This is a genomic window from Nocardia sp. NPDC003482 (assembly GCF_053588115.1).
Genome location: NZ_JBSFPI010000024.1, coordinates 23,385 through 43,797, shown reverse-complemented (window position 1 = coordinate 43,797; position 20,413 = coordinate 23,385). Strand labels below are relative to the sequence as shown.

At 70.1% G+C, this 20,413-nt stretch carries 20 protein-coding genes; 14 read left to right on the top strand and 6 right to left on the bottom strand.

Translation table 11 applies throughout. The features are described 5' to 3' along the window. Positions 1-140 precede the first annotated feature (140 nt). Entirely contained in the window at positions 141-818 is a 678-nt protein-coding gene (locus ACWDSJ_RS30765; RefSeq protein ID WP_450036057.1) for a FadR/GntR family transcriptional regulator, read from the bottom strand. Positions 819-882: 64 nt separating this feature from the next. Between ACWDSJ_RS30765 and ACWDSJ_RS30760 the strand changes: the two genes are divergently transcribed. From ACWDSJ_RS30760 to ACWDSJ_RS30735, 6 genes are all read left to right on the top strand, one after another. Continuing rightward, positions 883-2,124: a CynX/NimT family MFS transporter gene (locus ACWDSJ_RS30760; RefSeq protein ID WP_450036056.1), complete on the top strand. Its 1,242-nt coding sequence runs from the start codon at positions 883-885 to the stop codon at positions 2,122-2,124. A gap of 205 nt (positions 2,125-2,329) precedes the next feature. Next, on the top strand, positions 2,330-3,799 hold the full coding sequence (locus ACWDSJ_RS30755) for a nitrate/nitrite transporter (RefSeq protein WP_450036055.1): 1,470 nt from the start codon (positions 2,330-2,332) through the stop codon (positions 3,797-3,799). 23 nt (positions 3,800-3,822) lie between these two features. Beyond that, positions 3,823-6,360, top strand: coding sequence for a nitrite reductase large subunit NirB (gene nirB, locus ACWDSJ_RS30750; RefSeq protein ID WP_450036053.1), 2,538 nt, complete (start codon positions 3,823-3,825; stop codon positions 6,358-6,360). Positions 6,361-6,425: 65 nt separating this feature from the next. Further along, a complete protein-coding gene (nirD, locus tag ACWDSJ_RS30745; protein WP_450036051.1) occupies positions 6,426-6,824 on the top strand; it encodes a nitrite reductase small subunit NirD in 399 nt (132 codons plus the stop codon). Next, a complete protein-coding gene (locus ACWDSJ_RS30740; RefSeq protein ID WP_450036049.1) occupies positions 6,821-8,044 on the top strand; it encodes a uroporphyrinogen-III synthase in 1,224 nt (407 codons plus the stop codon). Before nirD ends, ACWDSJ_RS30740 begins: the two co-directional genes overlap by 4 nt. A 41-nt stretch (positions 8,045-8,085) precedes the next feature. After that, a complete protein-coding gene (locus tag ACWDSJ_RS30735; protein WP_450036047.1) occupies positions 8,086-8,787 on the top strand; it encodes a sirohydrochlorin chelatase in 702 nt (233 codons plus the stop codon). 3 nt (positions 8,788-8,790) lie between these two features. Here ACWDSJ_RS30735 and ACWDSJ_RS30730 read toward each other — a convergent pair whose 3' ends face one another. Continuing rightward, complete coding sequence (locus ACWDSJ_RS30730; protein ID WP_450036045.1) at positions 8,791-9,849, bottom strand: aldo/keto reductase; 1,059 nt, start codon at positions 9,847-9,849, stop codon at positions 8,791-8,793. Positions 9,850-9,962: 113 nt separating this feature from the next. Between ACWDSJ_RS30730 and ACWDSJ_RS30725 the strand changes: the two genes are divergently transcribed. The 3 genes from ACWDSJ_RS30725 (at position 9,963) to ACWDSJ_RS30715 (ending at position 12,446) form a co-directional block, all read left to right on the top strand. After that, positions 9,963-10,796, top strand: a complete 834-nt coding sequence (locus ACWDSJ_RS30725; RefSeq protein ID WP_450036043.1) for a helix-turn-helix transcriptional regulator — start codon at positions 9,963-9,965, stop codon at positions 10,794-10,796. 98 nt (positions 10,797-10,894) lie between these two features. Then, positions 10,895-11,341: a VOC family protein gene (locus ACWDSJ_RS30720; protein WP_450036042.1), complete on the top strand. Its 447-nt coding sequence runs from the start codon at positions 10,895-10,897 to the stop codon at positions 11,339-11,341. A gap of 124 nt (positions 11,342-11,465) precedes the next feature. After that, positions 11,466-12,446, top strand: coding sequence for an alpha/beta hydrolase (locus ACWDSJ_RS30715; protein WP_450036040.1), 981 nt, complete (start codon positions 11,466-11,468; stop codon positions 12,444-12,446). Positions 12,447-12,530: 84 nt separating this feature from the next. Here the strand turns inward: ACWDSJ_RS30715 and ACWDSJ_RS30710 are convergent, their stop codons facing one another. Continuing rightward, positions 12,531-14,234 carry a metallophosphoesterase gene (locus ACWDSJ_RS30710; protein WP_450036038.1) on the bottom strand — a complete coding sequence of 568 codons (1,704 nt, stop codon included), beginning with the start codon at positions 14,232-14,234 and terminating at the stop codon, positions 12,531-12,533. Between the two features lie 84 nt (positions 14,235-14,318). On the opposite strand from ACWDSJ_RS30710, the gene ACWDSJ_RS30705 reads away from it, so the two are divergent. After that, positions 14,319-14,654: a TfoX/Sxy family protein gene (locus tag ACWDSJ_RS30705; RefSeq protein WP_450036036.1), complete on the top strand. Its 336-nt coding sequence runs from the start codon at positions 14,319-14,321 to the stop codon at positions 14,652-14,654. Here ACWDSJ_RS30705 and ACWDSJ_RS30700 read toward each other — a convergent pair whose 3' ends face one another. Then, the gene (locus ACWDSJ_RS30700) at positions 14,655-15,248 is read right to left on the bottom strand and encodes a TetR/AcrR family transcriptional regulator (protein WP_450036034.1); all 594 of its coding nucleotides are present in this window, start codon (positions 15,246-15,248) and stop codon (positions 14,655-14,657) included. Between the two features lie 104 nt (positions 15,249-15,352). Between ACWDSJ_RS30700 and ACWDSJ_RS30695 the strand changes: the two genes are divergently transcribed. Together ACWDSJ_RS30695 and ACWDSJ_RS30690 are read left to right on the top strand one after the other, a co-directional pair. Beyond that, positions 15,353-16,396 (top strand): NAD(P)-dependent alcohol dehydrogenase, encoded by a 1,044-nt coding sequence (locus ACWDSJ_RS30695; protein ID WP_450036136.1) that lies wholly within the window; start codon positions 15,353-15,355, stop codon positions 16,394-16,396. Between the two features lie 17 nt (positions 16,397-16,413). Continuing rightward, positions 16,414-18,042: a class I adenylate-forming enzyme family protein gene (locus ACWDSJ_RS30690; RefSeq protein ID WP_450036032.1), complete on the top strand. Its 1,629-nt coding sequence runs from the start codon at positions 16,414-16,416 to the stop codon at positions 18,040-18,042. Here the strand turns inward: ACWDSJ_RS30690 and ACWDSJ_RS30685 are convergent. After that, the gene (locus tag ACWDSJ_RS30685) at positions 18,023-18,604 is read right to left on the bottom strand and encodes a TetR/AcrR family transcriptional regulator (RefSeq protein WP_450036031.1); all 582 of its coding nucleotides are present in this window, start codon (positions 18,602-18,604) and stop codon (positions 18,023-18,025) included. The two genes, ACWDSJ_RS30690 and ACWDSJ_RS30685, sit on opposite strands and share 20 nt — an antisense overlap. A 57-nt stretch (positions 18,605-18,661) precedes the next feature. Between ACWDSJ_RS30685 and ACWDSJ_RS30680 the strand changes: the two genes are divergently transcribed. Next, the gene (locus ACWDSJ_RS30680) at positions 18,662-19,363 is read left to right on the top strand and encodes an SDR family oxidoreductase (RefSeq protein ID WP_450036029.1); all 702 of its coding nucleotides are present in this window, start codon (positions 18,662-18,664) and stop codon (positions 19,361-19,363) included. 13 nt (positions 19,364-19,376) lie between these two features. Further along, complete coding sequence (locus tag ACWDSJ_RS30675; RefSeq protein WP_450036028.1) at positions 19,377-19,799, top strand: tautomerase family protein; 423 nt, start codon at positions 19,377-19,379, stop codon at positions 19,797-19,799. Between the two features lie 2 nt (positions 19,800-19,801). On the opposite strand, the gene ACWDSJ_RS30670 is transcribed toward ACWDSJ_RS30675, so the two are convergent. Continuing rightward, entirely contained in the window at positions 19,802-20,311 is a 510-nt protein-coding gene (locus ACWDSJ_RS30670; RefSeq protein WP_450036026.1) for an anthrone oxygenase family protein, read from the bottom strand. Between the last annotated feature and the right edge of the window lie 102 nt (positions 20,312-20,413).

Here is a 20,413-nt window from a genome sequence, read left to right as displayed (position 1 = left end):
CTCGAGCGGGAATACGACCGCCCTCATCGTGGTCCGGCGATCGGCATTACCGTACGAACGGGCCGTTACACCGATTTCACCCGCGATGACGATCGGGCCAATTCTGGCTCACAGTGCCACGCGACACGCTGTGAAGTCGTTCAGCGGTCCGGATATTCGGCCATCAGCGTGCCGAAGAAGCAGTTCGCCACGCGCGCGGCCCGTTCCGGATCGCCCTCGACGACCGCGGTCACCAGCTCCTCGTGCTCGGCGTGATAGTCCTCGTCCGACCGCGCCGAACTGGACCGGATCGCCTGGGCGATGACCGGCAGCAGCGAATCGTAGAACTCCAGATACACCGCGTTGTGGCTGGCGACCACGATCGCCCGATGCAGTTGCACGTCGGTGTCGATGGATTCCTGTGACTGCGGGCCGTGCTCGGCCCAGGTGCGCATCCGCGCCTCCAGCAGCCGGGTCAGATTCGCGATGTCGTTCTCGTCGCGGCGTTCGGCGGCCAGGCGCGCGGCGGTGGTGTCGAGGGCCTGGCGCAGTTCGAGGATGTCGCGGGTGACCGCGTCGGCGAAGTACTTGGTGAGCGTGTTGCCCAGATCCGAGGTCGCGATCACGTAGGTGCCCGAGCCCTGCCGGCGTTCGAGCATGCCCGCGTGCACGAGCGCCTGCACGGCCTCGCGGACGGTGTTGCGCCCGGTGCCGGTCAGTTCGGTGAGTTCCGGCTCGGTCGGGATCCGGGTGCCCACCGGCCAACGGCCGGAACGGATTTCGGCACGCAGCTGCTCGGTCACCTGAGCGATGAGGCTGGTGCGGCGCACGGGTTGCACGTGTGAAGGGTACCCCGCATCACATTTCTTGCCGCATTACATCCAATCATCCTATGATTTCTCGGTGACCGTAACCGCCGAGCAGACCCTCGAACGCCCACCGCTACGCCGCCGTTCCCTCGTCGAGGGGCGGCTGCTCGTCCTCGCGGCGATCGTCGTCTCGGCGGCCACCCTGCGCATCGCGGTCACCGCGTTCAGCCCGCTGGCCGAGCGGATCGGCCAGGACATCGGCTATTCGACCGCGGTGGTCGGCGTGTTCGGCATGATCCCCACCGCCATGTTCGCCTTCGCGGGCATCCTCACCCCGATCCTCGAACGCCGCTTCGGCCTCGAACGCACCGCCCTGATCGCCATGCTGGCCGTCGGCGCGGGTCAGGCCGTGCGCGCGATCGTGCCCGACACCTGGGAGCTGCTGGCGTTCTCCGCGTTCGCGCTGGCCGGGATGGGCGTCGGCAATGTGGTGATCCCGCCGCTGGTCAAGCGGTACTTCGCGGATCGGGTCGGGGTGCTCAGCTCGCTCTACATCGTGATGGTCCAGCTCGGCACGGTCGTGCCCGCCCTGATCACCGTGCCGGTCGCCGACGCCTATGGCTGGCGGCTGTCGCTGGGCATGTGGGCGGTGCTCGGTTTCGTCGCGGTGCTGCCGTGGCTGGGCGTGCTGCGCGCGCGGCGCGGCCGGGACGGCGAGGACATCAGCGCGGTGCCGCAGCCGGGCGAGGCCGCGGGCCGGGTCTGGCGTTCCCCGCTGGCGTGGGGCATGGCGGGCATGTTCGGCATGACCTCGCTGACCACCTACGCCGTATTCGCCTGGCTGCCCAAGATTTTCGCGGAGGCCGGGGCCAGCGAGGCGTTCGGCGGCACCATGGTCGGCGTCTTCGCGCTCATCGGCCTGGTCGCGGCGCTGAGCGCGCCCGCGGTCACCGCGCGGGTGCGCAATCCGTTCCCGATCGTGGTGGCGTGCGCGCTGCTGTTCTTCGTGTCCTTCGCGGGGCTGCTGTTCGCGCCGATGAGCGCGCCGCTGCTGTGGGTGATCCTGCTGGGCTTGGGCCCGAGCACCTTCCCGATGGCGTTGACGCTGATCAATCTCCGCACCCGCACCCAGGCCGGATCGGCCGCGCTGTCCGGCTTCACCCAGGGCGTCGGTTACGCGGTCGCGTGCGTGGGCCCGCTGATGTTCGGTCTGCTGCACGATGTGAGCCACGGGTGGGCCGCGCCGTTCGCGCTGCTGTGCGTCGCGGTGGTCGTGTTGTTGTGCGGGGCGTGGCAGGCGTGCAAACCCCGTGTGCTGGAGGATACTTGGAACTGACCGGTCTCACACGGGTGCACCGCCCGTGACGGGCGCTTGGTCATACGCGGAAACGCTTGTGTCACATGGCTGAAACATAATCCGCTTCTCACGGGCCCGGCCGCGCGGTCGTGAGCAACCGTTGACTCGACGGTCATTTCGCGCAGCATCGGCGCAATACCGGTTTCCTACCTTGGGGTCTCAACGACAAGTTGGGAGGCCGGTTTTGAGCACGCTGACGCGTAACCGCGACATCGAGCACTGGGACGCCGAGGACGTCGCCGCCTGGGAGGCGGGCGGCAAGAACATCGCGCGCCGGAATCTGATCTGGTCGGTGTTCGCCGAGCACGTCGGATTCTCGGTGTGGTCGATCTGGTCGGTGATGGTGCTGTTCATGCCGACCGATGTGTTCCACATCGACGCGGCGGGCAAATTCTTCCTGGGCGCGGTCCCGACCCTGGTCGGCGGCGTGCTGCGGATCCCCTACACCGTGGCCACGGCCAAGTTCGGCGGGCGCAACTGGACGATCTTCAGCGCGCTGGCGCTGCTGGTGCCGACCGCGCTGACGCTGTACTTCATCAACCAGCCGGGCACCTCGTTCACGACGTTCCTGATCGTGGGCGCGTTCGCGGGCCTCGGCGGCGGCAACTTCGCCTCCTCGATGGCCAATATCAACGTCTTCTACCCGCAGCGGCTCAAGGGCTGGGCGCTGGGCCTGAACGCGGGCGGCGGCAATATCGGCGTGCCGGTGATCCAGCTCATCGGCCTGGCAGTCATCGCCGCGCTGGGCAACGCCTACGGCAACGCGTCGGTGGTGTGCCTGGTGTACCTGGTGTTCATCGTGATCGCCGCGACCGGCGCCGCGCTGTTCATGGACAACGTGCGCAACCAGAAGGCCGACTACTCCTACATGTGGACCGCGCTGAAGGTTCCGCAGTCGTGGGCCATCGCCTTCCTCTACATCGGCACCTTCGGCTCGTTCATCGGCTACGGCTTCGCCTTCGGTCAGGTGTTGCAGGTGAGCTTCCTCGCCGGGGGCGACAAGCCCGCGCAGGCCGCGCTGCACGCCGCGCAGATCGCGTTCATCGGACCGCTGCTCGGTTCGCTGGCCCGCCCCTACGGCGGCAAATGGGCCGACCGCTTCGGCGGCGCGCGGGTGACCCTGGCCGGTTTCGCGGTCATGATGGTCGCGGCCATCGTGGTCGCCGGGGCGAGCACGGCCGCCGACCGCAACGGCCACGTGCCCACCGGGGCGGTGATGACCGCGCTGGTCGCCGGATTCATCGCGCTGTTCGTGGTCTCGGGCATCGGCAACGGCGCCGTCACCAAGATCATCCCGTCCGTCTTCGCCGCGAAAGCCCAAGGGCTGGAACTGAATCCGGCCGAGAAGGCGGCGTGGTCACAGAACACCTCGGGCGCGCTGATCGGATTCGTCGGCGCGATCGGCGCCCTGGGCGGCGTCGCGATCAACCTGGTGCTGCGCTCGTCCTACGCCTCCACCAAATCCGCCACCACCGCGTTCTGGGTGTTCACCGCCTTCTACGTGTTGTGCGCGGCGGTCTGCTGGGCGGTGTTCCTGCGCCGCCCGCGCGGCGAATCGAGCGTGGTCACCGAGGCCGAGGAGCTGGTGATCGCCGCCGAGAGCGGAAAGCCCTTGTCGCACACCGATTCCGCCGACGCCCCCGTCCGGGCCTGACCGAGATCCCCAGGGAGGACGCTATGAAGGACACCCAGCGCAAGACCGTGGTGGTCGTCGGTCACGGCATGGTCGGCCACCGCTTCGTCGAGGCCCTGCGCTCGCGCGACACCGAGGGGCAGTGGCAGGTGGTCGTGCTGAGCGAGGAGCCGCGCGCCGCCTACGACCGGGTCGGCCTGTCGTCGTACGTCGGCGCGTGGGACGCGACCGCGCTCGCGCTGCCCGGCAACGAGTACGCCGGTGACGACCTGGTGGAACTGCGCCTGGGCGAGCGGGCCGAGAGCATCGACCGCGACGGCCGCAAGATCACCACCTCCGGCGGCGACGTGATCGGTTACGACGCAGTAGTTCTGGCGACCGGCTCGTACGCCTTCGTGCCGCCGGTGCCCGGCCACGATCGCCCGGAGTGCTTCGTCTACCGCACCATCGAGGATCTCGACGGCATCCGCGCCGCGGCTCAGGCCGCCGGTCCCGGTGCGGTCGGCGTGGTCGTCGGTGGCGGCCTGCTCGGCCTGGAGGCCGCGAACGCGTTGCGGCTCATGGGCATGACCCCGCACGTCGTCGAGTTCGCGCCGCGGCTGATGCCCGCGCAGGTCGACGAGGGCGGCGGGGCGATCCTCGAACGCCTGGTCTCCGATCTGGGCCTGCACGTGCACACGGGCGTCGGCACCTCCGCGATCGAACCCGCGGAAGACGGTGCGGGCCTTCGGGTCTCGCTGTCCGACGAATCGGTCATCGACGCCTCCCTGGTGGTCTTCTCCGCCGGTATCCGCCCGCGCGACGAGATCGCTCGCACCGCGGGCCTCGAGGTCGGCGCGCGCGGCGGCGTGGTGACGGATCTGGGCCTGCGGACCTCGGATCCGAACATCTACGCGGTCGGCGAGGTCGCCGCCGTCGAGGGCGTCTGCTACGGCCTGGTCGCCCCCGGCTACACCACCGCCGAGATCGTGGCGGACCGATTGCTCGGCGGCAGCGGCGAATTCCCGGGCGCGGACCTGTCGACCAAGCTGAAGCTGCTCGGCGTGGACGTGGCCTCGTTCGGCGACGCGCACGCGACGACCGAGGGCGCGCTGTCGGTCGTGCTGCACGACGCGGCCAAGGGCACCTACGCCAAACTCGTGGTCTCCGACGACGCCAAGACGCTGCTGGGCGGCATCCTGGTCGGCGACGCCTCGGCCTACGCGGCGCTGCGCCCGCTGGTCGGCAGCGAACTGCCCGCCGAACCGGCCGCGCTGATCTCGCCCGCCGGGGCCGAACTCGGCGCGGACGCGCTGCCCGACGACGCGCAGATCTGCTCCTGCAACAACGTTTCCAAGGGCGCGATCTGCGGGGCCATCGCCGAGGGCGCCTGCGATATCGCGGGCATCAAGAGCTGCACGTCGGCGGGGACGTCCTGCGGCGGCTGCGTGCCGATGCTGAAGAAGCTGCTCGAGCAGTCCGGCGTCGAGATGTCGAGCGCGCTGTGCGAGCACTTCAGCCAGTCGCGTCAGGAGCTGTTCCACATCGTGGCCAGCACCGGCATCCGCAAGTTCTCCGAGCTGATCGCCCGCTACGGCACCGGAATGGGTTGCGACATCTGCAAACCCGCGGTCGCGTCGATCCTGGCCTCCACCTCGAACGAGCACATCCTCGACGGCGAGCAGGCCGCCCTGCAGGACACCAACGACCACTTCCTGGCCAACCTCCAGAAGAACGGCACCTACTCGGTCGTGCCGCGGATGCCCGGCGGCGAGGTCACCGCCGACCAGCTGATCACGATCGGCCAGATCGCCAAGGACTTCGGCCTGTATCTGAAGGTCACCGGCGGGCAGCGCATCGACCTGTTCGGGGCGCGCGTGGAACAGCTGCCGGTGATCTGGCAGCGGCTGGTCGACGCGGGCATGGAATCCGGTCACGCCTACGGCAAGTCGCTGCGCACGGTCAAGAGCTGCGTGGGTTCGACCTGGTGCCGGTACGGGCAGCAGGATTCGGTCGGCATGGCCGTGCTGCTGGAGAAGCGCTACCGCGGCCTGCGCTCGCCGCACAAGCTGAAGCTGGGCGTGTCCGGATGCGCCCGCGAATGCGCCGAGGCGCGCGGCAAGGACGTCGGCGTCATCGCCACCGAGAACGGTTGGAACCTCTACGTCGGCGGCAACGGCGGCCTCACCCCCAAGCACGCGGTGCTGCTCGCCGGTGACCTCGACGACGAGACGCTGATCCGCTACATCGACCGGTACCTGATGTTCTACATCCGCACCGCCGATCGGTTGCAGCGCACCGCCGCGTGGCAGGAGTCGCTCGACGGCGGCATCGACTACGTGCGGCAGGTGGTGTGCGAGGACTCCCTCGGCATCGCCACCGAACTCGAGGAGACCATGGCCCGCCACGTCGCCGGTTACCGCGACGAATGGGCCGCGGTGCTCGACGATCCCGCCAAGCTCGCGCGGTTCGTATCCTTCGTCAACGCCCCCGAGCAGGCCGATCCCACGATCGCCTTCGACGACAGCGGTGAACGCAAGGTCCCCGTGCTGCTGGGCATGCCCGAGATCCCCGTCACAGCCGCCGCCACGGATGGGAAATAGGCGCGTAATCGCGTGGAAACAGGCCGCCGGTACCAATGGTTAAGGCGTTCGGAGGAGAATTACCGATGACCGTGCTCGACACACCAGGCATCGCCCAGGTCACCAGCACCGACTGGACCGCGGCGTGCCGCCTCGACTTCCTGATCCCCGGCCGCGGCGTCGCGGTGTTGCTGAAAGGTGGCCGGCAGGCCGCCCTGTTCCTGCTGCCCGACGGAACCCTCGCGGCCGTCGGCAATATCGACCCGTTCGGGCGCGCGGCGGTCATGTCGCGCGGCATCGTGGGCGATCGCGGCGGGGTGCCGATCGTGGCCTCGCCGCTGCTCAAGCAGGCGTTCTCGCTGCTCGACGGGCGGTGTCTGGACGATCCGGGGACGGCGCTACCCGTCTACGCGGTCCGGGTCGAGGACGGTCTGGTCCTGATCTCGGACGAACCCATGGACTGTTACGGCGGTGACACCGCATGACCGCCACTCCCGCCGCGCCCGGCTGTCTCGAGGGCTTCACCATCGGCGTGACCGCCGCCCGCCGCGCCGAGGAGCTGGCCACGCTGCTGACCCGGCGCGGCGCGACGGTCGTGTCCGCCCCGGCGATCCGCATCATCCCGCTGGCCGACGACACCGAATTGGAGCGCGTCACAAGGGAATTGGTGGCCGACCCGCCCAAGATCACGGTCGCCACCACCGGTATCGGCTTCCGCGGCTGGATGGAGGCGGCCGAGGGCTGGGGTCTGGCCGAGGATCTGCGCGCCACGCTCGGCTCGACCCGGATGCTGGCCCGCGGCCCGAAGGCCAAGGGCGCCATCCGCGCCGCCGAACTGCGCGACGAGTGGTCGCCCGCCTCGGAGTCCTCCGCCGAGGTGCTCGACCATCTGCTCGCCGAGGGCATCGAGGGCACCCGGATCGCGGTGCAGCTGCACGGCGCGACCACCGAGTGGGAGCCGGTTCCGGACTTCTGCGAGGTACTGCGTTGCGCCGGAGCCGATGTGGTGCCGGTGCCGGTGTATCGCTGGACCCCGCCGGAGGATCTGGTCCCGATGGACCGGATGATCGAATCGATCGTCACCTGCGCGCTGGACTGCGTCACCTTCACCAGCGCCCCGGCCGTGGCCTCGATCCTCATGCGCGCCAAGGACACCGGGCTGCTCGACGCGGTGCTGCACGCGTTCCGCACCCGGGTGCTGCCCGCCTGCGTCGGCTCGATCACCGCCGCCCCGCTGGAACAGCTCGGCGTCACCACCTCCCAGCCCGGCCGCGCCCGCCTCGGCGCGCTGGCCCGGCACGTCGCCGAGGAACTTCCCCGGCGCGCCAACCGGATTCACGCCGCCGGGCACGTGCTGAGCGTGCGCGGCGGCTGCGTCGTCGTCGACGGCGAGGTGCGTCAGCTCGCCCCCGCCCCCATGGCCCTCATGCGCGCCCTGGCCCGCCAGCCCGGCCGCGTGGTGTCCCGGGAGGATCTGCTCGCCGCCCTGCCCGGCGGCGGCGACGACACGCACGCCGTCGAAACCGGAATCGCCCGTCTCCGAGCGGGTCTGGGCACCCCCAAGGCCGTCCAGACCGTCGTCAAACGCGGCTACCGCCTCGCCCTGGACCCGGCCGAATGCGTCGACAACAACCCCCGCCCCCCGGTCAGCGGCTACAACCCGTCGCTCCGCCCGCCCCGCCCGGCCCCCCTCGCGGGCGTCTGACCCGGGCTCCCTCGAGCCCACGCAACCCGCAGGAGATCGCCATGACCGACCCGGCCCTGGTCCTGGTCGCCCACGGCACCAGAAGCCCCCGCGGCGTCGAAATGGTCGCCGAACTAGCCGCCGCCGTAGCCCGCGAACTCACCACCCCCGTCCGCACCGCCTTCGTCGACGTCCTCGGCCCCTCCCCGGCCGAGGTACTGCGGGATCTGCCGAATTCGGTTGGAGCAGTGGTGGTCCCGGCCTTCCTGGCGTCGGGCTATCACGTCTATCAGGACGTACCCCGCGAGGTGGCGGAGAGCGGGCATCCGGCCGTCGCCGTCACTCCGGCGCTGGGACCGGATCCGGCCTTGGCGCGGGTCATGCGGATTCGATTGCTGGCGGCGGGGTGGCGACCCGGGGACGCGGTGGTGTTCGCGGCCGCCGGATCTTCCGATCCGCGGGCGCGGGACGATGTGCGGCGGGCGGCCGATCTGCTGGCGGATCGGCTGGACACCCCGGTGCATCGGGCCTATATCGCCACCGGCGCTCCGCGTGTGGCGGATGTGGTTGGGCGGCTGCGGGATTCGGGGGAGCGGCGGGTGTTCATCGCGTCGTATCTGCTGGCGCACGGGCTGTTCCAGCAGCGGCTGCACGAGGCGGGCGCGGACGGGGTGGCCGAACCCATCGGGGTCCACCCCGCCGTGGTCCGGCTGCTCGCCGCCCGCTATCACACCGCCGCCCGGGAACTCGCGCCCGTGCGCTGACCCTCAGCGCGCCTCGACCGTCAGATCGCCGAAGGTGACGCTGCGGGTCATCGCGCGGTTCAGGAACTCGTGCGGGAAGCCGAGCTCCACCGCGCTGGCCCGCTCCAGCCGATCCACCTGCGCCGCATCGAATTCCACCTCGAGCGCGCCGAGATTGTCCTCCAGCTGCGCCGGGGTGCGCGCGCCGACGATGGGCGCGGTGACGGCCGGATTGCGCAGCGTCCAGGCCAGCGCCACCTGCGAGGGCGTCCGATTGAGTTCGGCGGCAACGTCTTTCACCACCTCCGCGATGTCCAGCCCGCGCTCGGTGAGCGACCCGTTGGCCAGCGCCACGTTCTTGCGCGTGCCCTCCGGCGAGCCCACGGCCTCGCCGAGGTCGGCGCGGGTGTACTTACCCGACAGCACCCCGCTGGCCAGCGGCGACCACGGCACCACGCCGAGCCCCATCTCCCGGGCCATCGGGATCAGATCGCGTTCCACGGTCCGCTCGATGAGGCTGTACTCGATCTGCAACGCCACCAGCGGCGACCAGCCGCGCAGATCCGCGATGGCCTGCATCCGCGAGACCTGCCAGGCGGGGGCGTCGGAGATCCCGACGTAGAGCACCTTGCCCTGGCGCACCAGATCGTCGAGCCCGCGCAGGATCTCCTCCACCGGCGTCCGGAAGTCCCACGCGTGCAGGTAGAGCAGATCGATGTAATCCGTATTCAGTTGGCGCAGGCTGTTTTCCACCGAGGCGAACATGCTCTTACGGTGGTTGCCGCCGGAGTTGGGATCGCCCGGCCGCCGCAGCATGGTGTATTTCGTTGCCAGCACCAGGCTTTCGCGATTGTCACGGGTGAACTCGCCGAGCAGGCGCTCCGAGCTGCCCGCGGTGTACATGTTGGCGGTGTCGATGAAGTTCCCGCCCCGGTCGACGTAGAGGTCGAACAGTTTGCGGGCCTCGTCGGTGTCCGCGCCCCAGCCCCAGTCCGCGCCGAAGGTCATCGCGCCGAGCGCGAGCGGGGAGACCCGCAGTCCGGAACGTCCCAGCAGCCGGTAGGTGTCGAGGGTGAGCGACATCTGGTCCTCCTGTGTGGTTCTCGCTGTCGAATTCGAGTGTCGGACCGCGTCGCTCGCGGGGTAAGGGAAGATCTTTCCTGGGAGTGCCGGTCCCACCCTCGTAGGATCGGAGAATGACCAGTGGCACCGTGGACGCGACCCAGGAATTGGCCGCCTTCCTGCGCACCCGGCGCGAACGGCTGGACCCCCGCGACTTCGGCCTGCCGCAGCGCCGCCAGTCCCGCCGCACGCCCGGCCTGCGCCGCGAGGAGGTCGCCGAATTGGCCGGGGTGAGTACCGATTACATCGTCCGGCTCGAACAGGGCCGCGGGCTGCGCCCCTCCCCGGAGGTGCTCGAGGCGCTGGCGCGGGCGCTGCGGCTGGCCCCCGACGAACGCGCCTACCTGTTCGACCTCGCCCAGCAGCGCCCGCCCCAGATCGACAAGGCCGCCACCACCGCCGACCCGGCGCTGGCCCAGTTGGTGCTGGATCTGTCGCCGCGTCCGGCCATGCTGGTCAACCACCGCTACGACATCCTGGCCTGGAATCCGGAGATCTCGGCGCTGCTGCTCGATCTCGACACGCTGCCCCCGGCGCAGCGCAACACCATGTGGCTGTGCCTGATGCATCCGCGGATGCGCGGCTTCTACCTCCACCGCGACCAGATCGTGCGCGAGGGCATCGCGGACCTGCGCGCCGCCTGGGCCGCCCACCCCGAGGATCAGGCGCTCGCCGACCTGATCACCCAATTCCGCAGCGAGGACGCCGAATTCGCGCGCATGTGGGCGATGCGCGACGTCCGCGTCAACGGCCGCGGCGTGAAGGTCATGTGTCACCCCGAGGTCGGCCGGGTCGCGGTCCGCTTCGAGGTCCTGATGCCGATCCAGGATCCCGACCAACGCCTGGTCATCTATCGCGCCGCCGACGCCGACAGCCAGGCCGCCCTGGACCGACTGACCGCGCGCTGAAGAATCTTGCGAAATTTCTTCGCGAGATACGTCGAAGACCCGTCGACGGCTTCGACCAAGGGGTGCAAGCACATCGACTCGACCCCGAGGAGCACGTCATGACCACCGTCACCACCTTCGTCTGGTTCGACCACGAGGCCGAGCAGGCCGCCGAGTTCTACGTCGGCCTCCTCCCCGACTCCCGCGTCACCGGCATCACCCGCACCCCCGACGGCGCCCCCTTCGTCATCTCCACCGAACTGGCGGGCCACCCGGTCACCCTGATGAACGGCGGCCCCGGCCATCCCTTCACCGACGCCATCTCCCTCCAGGTCACCGTCGAAGGCCAAGCCGAGGTCGACCGGCTCTGGTCCGCCCTCACCGCCGAGGGCACGCCCGGCCCCTGCGGCTGGCTCACCGACCGCTACGGCCTCTCCTGGCAGATCGTCCCCACCGAACTCCCCACCCTCCTCACCGGCCCCCAGGCCCCCGCCGTCTCCGCCGCCCTCCGCACCATGACCAAGATCGACCTCGCGACCCTGCGCGCCGCCCGCACGCCCGGCTGAGGCCGGACGCTGCTCGACGACGTGCGGGCGGTCGAGATCGCCGCGCCGCGTATGCATTCCGACGGGGAACACGCCCGCTGGAATAGCCGCCCGCCGCCTGGCGCGGGGTGCGATACTCGCGGCTATGCACCGGCTGCCGCGTTGTCTGGTCGTTCTGCTCGCCGTCGTCGCGTTCGCCGGAGTCCCGTCCATGGCCGCCGCGGATCCCGGGCCGAGCCCCGGGATTCTCGACGTGCGGCCGCTGGGCGGTCGGCAGTACTCGGTGGTGGTCTACTCCGCCGCCATGAACAAACCGGTCACCGTGTGGATCTCGCATCCGGACCACCCCGCGCCCGCGCTGTATCTGCTCAACGCCGTCGACGGCGGCGAGGACGGCGGTCCGTGGACCACCCGCACCGACGCGGCGCAGTTCTTCGCGGACAAGCCGGTCAACGTGATCGTCCCGATGGGCGGGCGGGCGAGCTACTACACCGACTGGCTCAACGACGATCCGGTGCTGGGCCGCAACAAGTGGTCCACGTTCCTGACCCGCGAACTGCCCGAGCTGCTGCGGGACCGCTTCGAGCTGACCGGGCGCAACGCGGTCGCGGGCACCTCGATGTCGGCGACCTCGGCGCTGGATCTGGCCATCGACGCGCCGGGCCTGTACCAGGCCGTCGGCTCCTACAGCGGCTGCCCGCGTATCAGCGATCCGGCCGGGCGCGCCTACGTCGCCTCGCAGCTCGGCCTGTTCGGCGCGAACGCCGCCAATATGTGGGGCGCCCCCGACGACCCCGCCTGGTCCGCCCACGACCCGATCCTCAACGCCGATCGCCTCCGCGGCACCGCGCTCTACCTGTCCGCGGGCAACGGCGCCCCCGGCCCCCACGAGGCCCTGACCGATCCCAGCATCGCCGGCAACCCGGCCGCCCTCGCCGACCGCATGGCCGTCGGCGGCGTCATGGAGTCCGTCGTCGACTCCTGCACACGCGCCCTCACCGATCGCCTTGCGTCCCTTGGCATCCCGGCCACCGTCGCACTGCACCCGGGCACCCACGCCTGGCCCTACTGGCAGGACGACCTGCACGCCTCCTGGCCCGTGTTCGAGGCCGCCCTCACGTCGTGACCCCTGCGCCTTCGGCGCGGGGACAGGTGGGGGCCACGGCTGGGGACAGGAGGGGGCCACGGCTGAGGACAGGAAGGGGCCGTCCTATTGCCGCACCTGGCGGCGGTAGGTGACCTTGTCGAATTCGCGCCCGTACTCGTCCACCGCGACGACGTCCATCTCGCTGGCGAAGTAGCCCGGGCGCACGTCGACTCGGATGAACGAGTAGTTGCGGAAGCGGACCCGGGACCAGGGGGCGGGCTCGTCCTGTTTGTGGCCGTCGGGGGACCAGACGTAGCTGTTGGGGACGGACGGGTCGGCGACCTCGTGGCCGCGGTAGGTCTCGTCCGAGCCGGGCTGGAAGCCGTAGCGGGGGCGACCGCCGCCGCCGACGGTGTAGTAGACCGTGCCGTCGGTCTCGGGGTAGACGATCGCGTTGTCGCCCGCCGGTTTGGTGGGTCGGCCCGCCCGGATGGGGTCGGTGCGCTCGAAGACGTGGTTGTGCCCCTGCAACACCAGATCGACCTGATAGCGGTCGAACAGCTCGCACCACGCGTCGCGCACGCCGCCGTCGCTGGCGTGCGAATCGGTGGTCGAGTAGGCGCAGTGATGGAAGAAGCAGACGATGAAATCGATGTTCGGATTCGCCCGGTAAGCCGCGAGAGTCGCACCGACCCAACCGGTTTGGGCCCCGCCGGAGTATCCGGTGTTGGCCTTGATCTCGTAGGACACGTCGTTGGCGTCCAGCGACAGCACCGCCACATTGCCGTAGCTGAACGCGTACGCCGACGGGCACCCCGCCGGACCGTTGCCCGGCAGATCCAGCCGCGCGAGATGCCCGCCGTACCCGTGCTCGCCGTAGGCGGCCTCCATGTCGTGGTTGCCGGTCGCGAACATCCACGGCGTCACCGACGCGCTGACCTCGATGTTCCCCAGGTACACGTCCCACACGTACGGGTTGAACTTGTCGAACCCGTCCGCGAGCTTCCCGCCCGACGGCACGAACTCCGGCGTCTTCCCGGCCCCCGACGGATCGGCGTAGGCGATGTCCCCGGCCAGCACGTGGAAGTCCGGCCGGGCGGCGGCGATCTGGTTCAGCACGTTCGCCGCGTGCGCCACGGTCGGCTCGTTGTCGGGCTTGTAGTAGTTGTCGTCGTAGTCACCGGCCGCCAAACCCGTTGGCAGCCGCGGCGTGTCGTCGGTGCCCTGATCGCCCATCATGGTGAACCGGAACGGCAGCACCGCACTGCGCGCCGACGGCATGGCCGGGGCCGCGCTGCGCACATCGCTCACGAACCCGTCGGAGGTCCGCCACCGGTAGAAGTGCGGCACCCGCCCGGCCAGCCCGTCGACCGGCGCGTGCGCGTAGAACTGCTCGGCCGCGAGCACCCCGCCGTCGCTGTCCGGGATCTGGGTGACCAGGTTGCGCACCTCGGCCTCGACCGACGCGCCCAGCGCCGGAGTCGGCCCGTGCTCCAGAAAGACCTTGACGCCGTTGGGGTTTCGCGACAACTGCGCCCCGAACCGCAACTGACTCGCCGCGTCGGCCCCGTACCCCACATGCCGTCCGCCGACCGCCAGCTGCGCGTCCTCGGCGTACGCCCGCCCCGCGAACGGCGAGGCCCCGACCGCCGCGACGGCCGCGGCCGCGGCGGAACCGCGCAGGAAGTTGCGGCGCGACACCGCCCGCCGCCGCAGATACGAGCGATGCCACTCGTACTGCTCGGCCATGGTCATGGTGGCGGCGAGCCGTTCGGGAATCCCGGTATCCGGAACATCACCGACTGGGTTCAAGCGAGGCGACGGCATGAGACGGATGTTCGTCCGCGCCACACCGCGCGGCAACTCGAAACCGCCGCACCCGCCGGGAAATCTTGGTGAACAATTCGAACCATGGCCTACGACGAACACCTCGCCGACCGAATCCGCGACCTGCTGGGCCCCGCCCTGCCCGAGGTGGTGGAGAAGAAGATGTTCGGCGGCCTGGCCTTCCTGATCGGCGGCAATATGGCCGTCGCCGCCAGCGGAAAGGGCGGTCTCATGGTCCGCGTCGACCCCGCCGACGCCGACCGGCTCGTCGACGGCGACACGGTCACCCCGATGATCATGGGCGGGCGCGAGATGCGGAACTGGTTGCGTATCAGTACCGAAGCCGTATCCGACGACGACGCCCTGAGCGCGTGGATCGAGCGCGGCATCGACTACGCCCGCGGCCTGCCGCCGAAGTAGTCAGGGCGCGCGCAGCGCCGGGAACCAGATATCGGTCAGCACCTCCGCTGCCCGCTCGGCGGACACGTCGATCGTCCCCTGCATGGCCCACCGCGTGAAGAACCGTTCCAGCTGCGCCACCAGCAGTTCGATCCGCAACCGCGCCTCGTCGCGCCGATCCGCGGGCCAGCGCGACAGATACGACGTCATCCGGTCCGACAGCGCCGAGATGCCCGCCCGCGCCGCCGCCCGGAACTCCGGTTCCACCGCGGTCGCCTCGTCCCAGGCGGGCAGCAGCTCCTTGTGCTCGAAGAACCACGCGATCGCCCGGGTCATCCACGCCGCGAACTCCGCGCGAGATCCGTTGTCCAGCACCCGATCCAGATCGTCGTAGAACCGCATGACGCTGGGCAGCGTGCTCTGTTCGGCGATCGCCCGCAGCACCTCGGTCTTACCGGTGAAATGCAGATAGAAGGTGGCCCGGCTACAGCCGACGGCCGCGGCGATGTCGTCGACCCGCACCCCGGAATAGCCCTGGGCCGCGAACAATTGGCGCGCCGCGTCGATGATCCGCGCCCGGGTCAGCCGCTTCTGTTCGTCGCGCAGCGAGGGCATGGCATCGATAGTAGACGAGCCGTCATTCACTGGACGCACTGTCAAGCGAAGTGTTAGCGTGTGGGCCACCTCACATACGGGAGACGATCGTGGCCACACAGGTGATGCGCGCGTTGCAGTTGACCGCGCCGGGCGTGCTCGAGATGCGCGAGGTCCCCGTGCCCGAGATCGGCCCGGACGACCTGCTGATCCGCGTCGGCGCGGCCGGGCTGTGCCATTCCGATTCGTTCGTGGTCGGCCTGCCGTTCCCGCTGCGCGAGGATCCGATGACCCTCGGCCACGAGATCGCCGGAACCGTCGAGGCCGTCGGCGGCGAGGTCACCGGCCGCGCGGTCGGCGAGCGCGGCATCGTCTACCTGTGCTGGTCCTGCGGTACGTGCCGAGAATGCCTGAGCGGCAACGAGAATGTGTGCCTGGCCGCCGGTCGCACCGCGATGCCGCCGTGTCCCGGGCTGGGCCCCGACGGCGGTATGGCCGACTACGTCCGCGTCCCGGCGAATTCCTTCGTCCCGGTCGGCGACCTCGACTTCGAGCAGGCCGCGCCGCTGGCCGACGCCGCGCTCACCTCCTATCACGCCATTCGCGGCGCCCGCGAGCAGTTGCGTCCGGGCGCGACCGCGGTCGCCATCGGCATCGGCGGACTAGGGCATGTCGCGGTGCAGATCCTGAAGGCGGTGGCCGAGGACGTGCGCGTAGTCGCCGTCGACGTCACCCCCGACAAGCTCGACCTGGCCGCCGAGTGCGGCGCGGAGCTCGGCCTGCTCGCCGATGACGAGACCGCCACCCGCATCCTCGAACTCACCGACGGCCGGGGCGCCGAGGCGGTCTTCGATTTCGTCGGCACCGATCCGACCGCCCGCCTCGCGGTCGAATCGGTCGCGCCCAACGGCGCGTACCGCATGGTGGGCCTGGGCGGCGGCAATCCGGGCATCGACGCGGGCCCCGCCGGCGATCCGGGACTGCCGTGGGGTGCGACGGTGCGAAAGTCCTACGGCGGCACCAAGAGTGACCTGCTCGCCTCGGTCGAACTGGCCCGCCAGGGCAGATTGCGCATGGCCGTGGAACGCTTCGACCTCGCCGACGGCCCCACCGCCCTGGACCGCCTCGACCACGGCCGCATCCGCGGTCGCGCCGTCCTGATCCCCTGAGCCATACCGAGGACGAGATGACCGACGCCGTCGCCGCCCTGACCGCCCCCGGCGGACCCTTCGAGATGACCGTGGAAACCGTTCTGGGAGCGCCGATTCCGGTGCTGCGCCAGCGCCGCCGGTCGTTGCTGGAACTGCTCGACGCCGCCCGCGCCTGGGGCGATCGGGACTTCCTGGTGACCGCGGACCGGCGGCTGTCGTTCGCCGCGCACCACGCCGCCGTCGAGGCGCTCGCGCACGCCCTCGCCGAGCGGTTCGGCGTCGAAAAGGGCGACCGGGTGGGCATTTTCGCGGCCAACACTCCCGAATGGGTGATCACCTTCTGGGCGGCGGTGCGGCTGGGCGCCATCCCGGTCGGCTACAACGCGTGGTGGGCTGCGCCCGAGATCGCCTACGGCCTGGGCCATACCACCCCGAAGGTGGTGGTCGCCGACGCCAAACGCGCTGCGCTGCTCGCGGATTCGGTGCCCACGCTCACCATGGAACGCGATCTGCCCGACCTGATCGCCGCGTACTCCGCCCGCGCCGACCTCGCCCGCCCGTCCCTCGCGGAGGACGATCCCGCCGTCATCCTCTACACCAGCGGAACGTCCGGCCGCCCCAAGGGCGTGGTGCACTCGCATCGAAATCTGGTGGCCATCAGCGACTATCACCGCTACACCGATGCCGTGGTCGCCGCCTTGCGCGGGCAGCCCGACCCGGGCGAGCCGAGCCCGAAACGCTTCCTGCTGACCTCGCCGCTGTTCCACATCGCGAGCCTGCACAATCTCGTGATCCCGCGCCTGGCCACGGGCGCGACGGTGGTGATCCATCAGGGATCGTTCGACCCCGACCGCGTGCTCGAGCTGATCGAGCGGGAACGGGTCACCAATTGGGGCGCGGTGCCGACCATGGTCGCGCGGCTGCTCGACCGCGACCTCTCCGGCTACGATCTGTCGGCGCTGACCGCCCTGTCGCTCAACGCCGCCCCGTCCTCGCCCGCGTTCCATCAGCGTATGCGGGAGCGGCTGCCGGTGGCCCGGACCGCGCTGGCCACCAGCTACGGACTCACCGAAAGCGGTACGGCCGCAACGGTCGCCGCGCCCGCGGAACTGGTCGAGCATCCGGAGACCGTGGGGCGCCCGATCATCGGCGTCGCCGTCGAGATCCGCGACGCGGACGGCGCGCCCGTGCCGGACGGCGTCGACGGGGAGATCTGCGTGCGAAGCCCGTACGTCATGCTCGGCTACTGGAACGACGAGGCCGCCACGGCCGCCGCCATCGATGCCGAAAGATGGTTGCGCACCGGCGATTTCGGTATGCTCGCGGAAGGTCGGCTGTATCTGTCCGGTCGTCGCACCGATCTCATCCTGCGCGGCGGCGAGAACGTCTACCCCGTCGAGATCGAGAATGTGCTCGACGAACATCCGGCCGTGCTCGAGGCGGCGGTTCTCGGTGTGCCGCACGAGGATCTGGGGCAGGAGGTCGCCGCGGTGGTCGTCGTCGCGGACCCCGACGCGGTGCGCGTGGACGACCTGCGCGAGTTCACGGCGGCCCGGCTCGCCTACTTCAAGGTGCCGACGCGCTGGCTGATCACCTCGAATCCGTTGCCGCGCAACGCGACCGGCAAGGTGGTGCGGCGCGAGATCACCCTCGGTCGGTCGTGAGGAATTCCCGGGCGGCGGTGAGTATGTGTTCGGACAGTTCGTCACCGGCGCTCGCCCGCGCCAGCATGAGCGCCCCCGCGAGCACCGCGACCTCCACCAGCGCCGCCGAATCCGCCTCCGACCGCTCCCCGAGCCGGTCCAGATTCGCGATCATCTCCCGCAGCCCGTCGAGATAGGCGGCGCGTAAAGGACTTTCGGCGTCGGCGCGGGCCACATCCCCGGCGAGCGCGGCGATCCCGCACCCCTGCCCGGGATGTTCGCGATGCGCCTCGGACAGGTAGCGCTCTATGAAGGTCCGGCGCGCGGTCGAGGCGTCGGGACTCGTCGCGAGCACGCGGTCGATCTCCCGCGCCTTCTCCGCGCACGCGGCCGCGCACGCCTGCGCGACCAGATCCTCCTTGGACCGGAAGTGGCGATAGAAGCCGCCGTGGGTCAGGCCCGCCGCGGCCATCAGCCCCGGAACGCTCATCCCGTGCGCGCCCCGTACCCGCACCTGCGCGGCGGCCGCGGCCAGCACCTCCCGGCGGTGCGACTCGGCCTCGGCCTTGGTGGTCCGCGGCATGTGAACTCCTCTCGACCGGTCTTGCGCTCTCGCTTAGATGATGATCATAATCTAAAAATGACAGAAATCGAAGGGGCCGTCGCCCTGGTGACCGGTGGGCAGCGCGGCCTGGGCCGCTCGTTCGTCGAGGAACTGCTGCGCCGCGGCGCGCGCAAGGTCTACGCCACCGCCCGCAAGCCGGTGGCGAGCGCGGATCCACGGGTGGAACCGCTCGAACTCGAGGTGACCGATCCGGATTCCATTGCGGCCGTGGCGGATCGGGCGGGTGAGGTGAGCATCGTCGTCAACAACGCCGGTGTGCTGTATCCGGCCCCGCTGTTGCAGACCGAGATGGCGCATGTGGTGGCGACCTTCGAGACGAACGTCTTCGGGCCGTTGCGGATCGCCCGCGCGTTCGCGCCCATTCTGGCGGCCAATGGCGGTGGCGCGCTCGTCGACATCCACTCGGTGCTGTCGTGGAGCGCGGGCGTCGGCTCCTACGGGGCGTCCAAGGCGGCGCTCTGGTCGATCACGAATTCGCTGCGTATCGAGCTGGCGCCGCAGGGCACGCAGGTCGTCGGGGTGCATCTCGGATTCGCCGACACCGATATGGTGCGCGCGTTCCCGGGGGAGAAGCTCGATCCCGCCGACGTCGCCCGCGCGGTCTTCGACGCCGTGGCCGCCGGGGAGAGCGAGGTGCTGGTGGACGAGTTCAGTCGCCGCGTCAAGGCCGCGCTGTCCGGTCCCGTCGAGGGCCTGTCCATTCGCACCGCGGACTGAACGGGGAAATGTCATGCCGCTCTGGCAGATTCACCATCCCGTCGGCGCCTACTCCGAGCAGGACAAGCGCGCCTTCGCCGCCGACATCACCGCGATCTACACCGCGGTGGGCCTGCCCGCCTTCTACGTCGTCGTCCTGTTCCACGAGGTGCCCGCCGCCGACTACTACGTGGGCGGCGAGCCCTCCGACGCCACGGTCCGCATCGTCGTCAAGCATCTGGCGCGCCATCTCGACGATCCGGACCGCCGCCGCGTGATGACCGAACGCCTCGACGCCACGCTGCACCCCTACACCCGGGATCGCAAGCTGCACTGGGAGTTCCACGTCGAGGAGTCGCCCCGCGACCTGTGGATGATCGCGGGCCTGTGGCCGCCCGACCCCGGCACCGACGCCGAACGCGCCTGGGCCGAGGCCAACCGCCCCCTTCCGTACTGACCTCACCGCGCCGTCCGCAGCGCCATCGCCAGCACCCCGATCGCCCCCGTATTGGCCAGCGCCCGAGCGATATTCAGCGCCACCCACGGCATCTCGAACCCCTGCCGCAACGCCGCGAAATCCCCACCGCTCACATCCGCGAGCTGATTGTTGAGCGGAATGTTCCCCCCGATGGAGATGAACAGACTGATCACATTGAGCGCCAGCGCGACCAGCACCCACCACAACACCTGCCGCTGATCCCCCCGCAGGTGCAGCGCCGCCGCGACCCCCGTGAGCACCACCGACCCCAGAAAACTGAACATGAACAGCGGATTCACGATCACCACATTGATCCGATTCATCACCTCCACGAACGTCCGATCATCCACCTGCCGCAGAGCCAACATCACCGAGGTCCCGTACGCGTAATACACCCCCGCCAACAACCCGGTCGAAATAGTCGCCAGCACAAGCGAAGTCGTGCCGAGCGCGGAGGAGGTGGACGCGGTGACAGTCGTTGTATTCGTCATACTTCGAGTACACCGGCTGCGCCCGGTTCCCGACATCGCCCCGACGCTCAGCCACATGCGTCAGCGTCTCGCCTTCGCCCGGCCTATTTCCCTGTTCCTCGG

Excerpts from the sequence above, each read along its gene's own strand:
- ACWDSJ_RS30740 (WP_450036049.1), top strand. The coding sequence starts at position 6,821 with ATGACCGCCACTCCCGCCGCGCCCGGCTGTCTCGAGGGCTTCACCATC.
- ACWDSJ_RS30700 (WP_450036034.1), bottom strand. The coding sequence starts at position 15,248 with ATGCCCTCGCTGCGCGACGAACAGAAGCGGCTGACCCGGGCGCGGATC.
- ACWDSJ_RS30715 (WP_450036040.1), top strand. The coding sequence starts at position 11,466 with ATGCACCGGCTGCCGCGTTGTCTGGTCGTTCTGCTCGCCGTCGTCGCG.
- ACWDSJ_RS30720 (WP_450036042.1), top strand. The coding sequence starts at position 10,895 with ATGACCACCGTCACCACCTTCGTCTGGTTCGACCACGAGGCCGAGCAG.
- nirB (WP_450036053.1), top strand. The coding sequence starts at position 3,823 with ATGAAGGACACCCAGCGCAAGACCGTGGTGGTCGTCGGTCACGGCATG.
- ACWDSJ_RS30735 (WP_450036047.1), top strand. The coding sequence starts at position 8,086 with ATGACCGACCCGGCCCTGGTCCTGGTCGCCCACGGCACCAGAAGCCCC.
- ACWDSJ_RS30670 (WP_450036026.1), bottom strand. The coding sequence starts at position 20,311 with ATGACGAATACAACGACTGTCACCGCGTCCACCTCCTCCGCGCTCGGC.
- ACWDSJ_RS30725 (WP_450036043.1), top strand. The coding sequence starts at position 9,963 with ATGACCAGTGGCACCGTGGACGCGACCCAGGAATTGGCCGCCTTCCTG.
- ACWDSJ_RS30680 (WP_450036029.1), top strand. The coding sequence starts at position 18,662 with ATGACAGAAATCGAAGGGGCCGTCGCCCTGGTGACCGGTGGGCAGCGC.
- ACWDSJ_RS30685 (WP_450036031.1), bottom strand. The coding sequence starts at position 18,604 with ATGCCGCGGACCACCAAGGCCGAGGCCGAGTCGCACCGCCGGGAGGTG.
- ACWDSJ_RS30710 (WP_450036038.1), bottom strand. The coding sequence starts at position 14,234 with ATGCCGTCGCCTCGCTTGAACCCAGTCGGTGATGTTCCGGATACCGGG.
- ACWDSJ_RS30705 (WP_450036036.1), top strand. The coding sequence starts at position 14,319 with ATGGCCTACGACGAACACCTCGCCGACCGAATCCGCGACCTGCTGGGC.
- ACWDSJ_RS30695 (WP_450036136.1), top strand. The coding sequence starts at position 15,353 with ATGCGCGCGTTGCAGTTGACCGCGCCGGGCGTGCTCGAGATGCGCGAG.
- nirD (WP_450036051.1), top strand. The coding sequence starts at position 6,426 with ATGACCGTGCTCGACACACCAGGCATCGCCCAGGTCACCAGCACCGAC.
- ACWDSJ_RS30690 (WP_450036032.1), top strand. The coding sequence starts at position 16,414 with ATGACCGACGCCGTCGCCGCCCTGACCGCCCCCGGCGGACCCTTCGAG.
- ACWDSJ_RS30730 (WP_450036045.1), bottom strand. The coding sequence starts at position 9,849 with ATGTCGCTCACCCTCGACACCTACCGGCTGCTGGGACGTTCCGGACTG.
- ACWDSJ_RS30675 (WP_450036028.1), top strand. The coding sequence starts at position 19,377 with ATGCCGCTCTGGCAGATTCACCATCCCGTCGGCGCCTACTCCGAGCAG.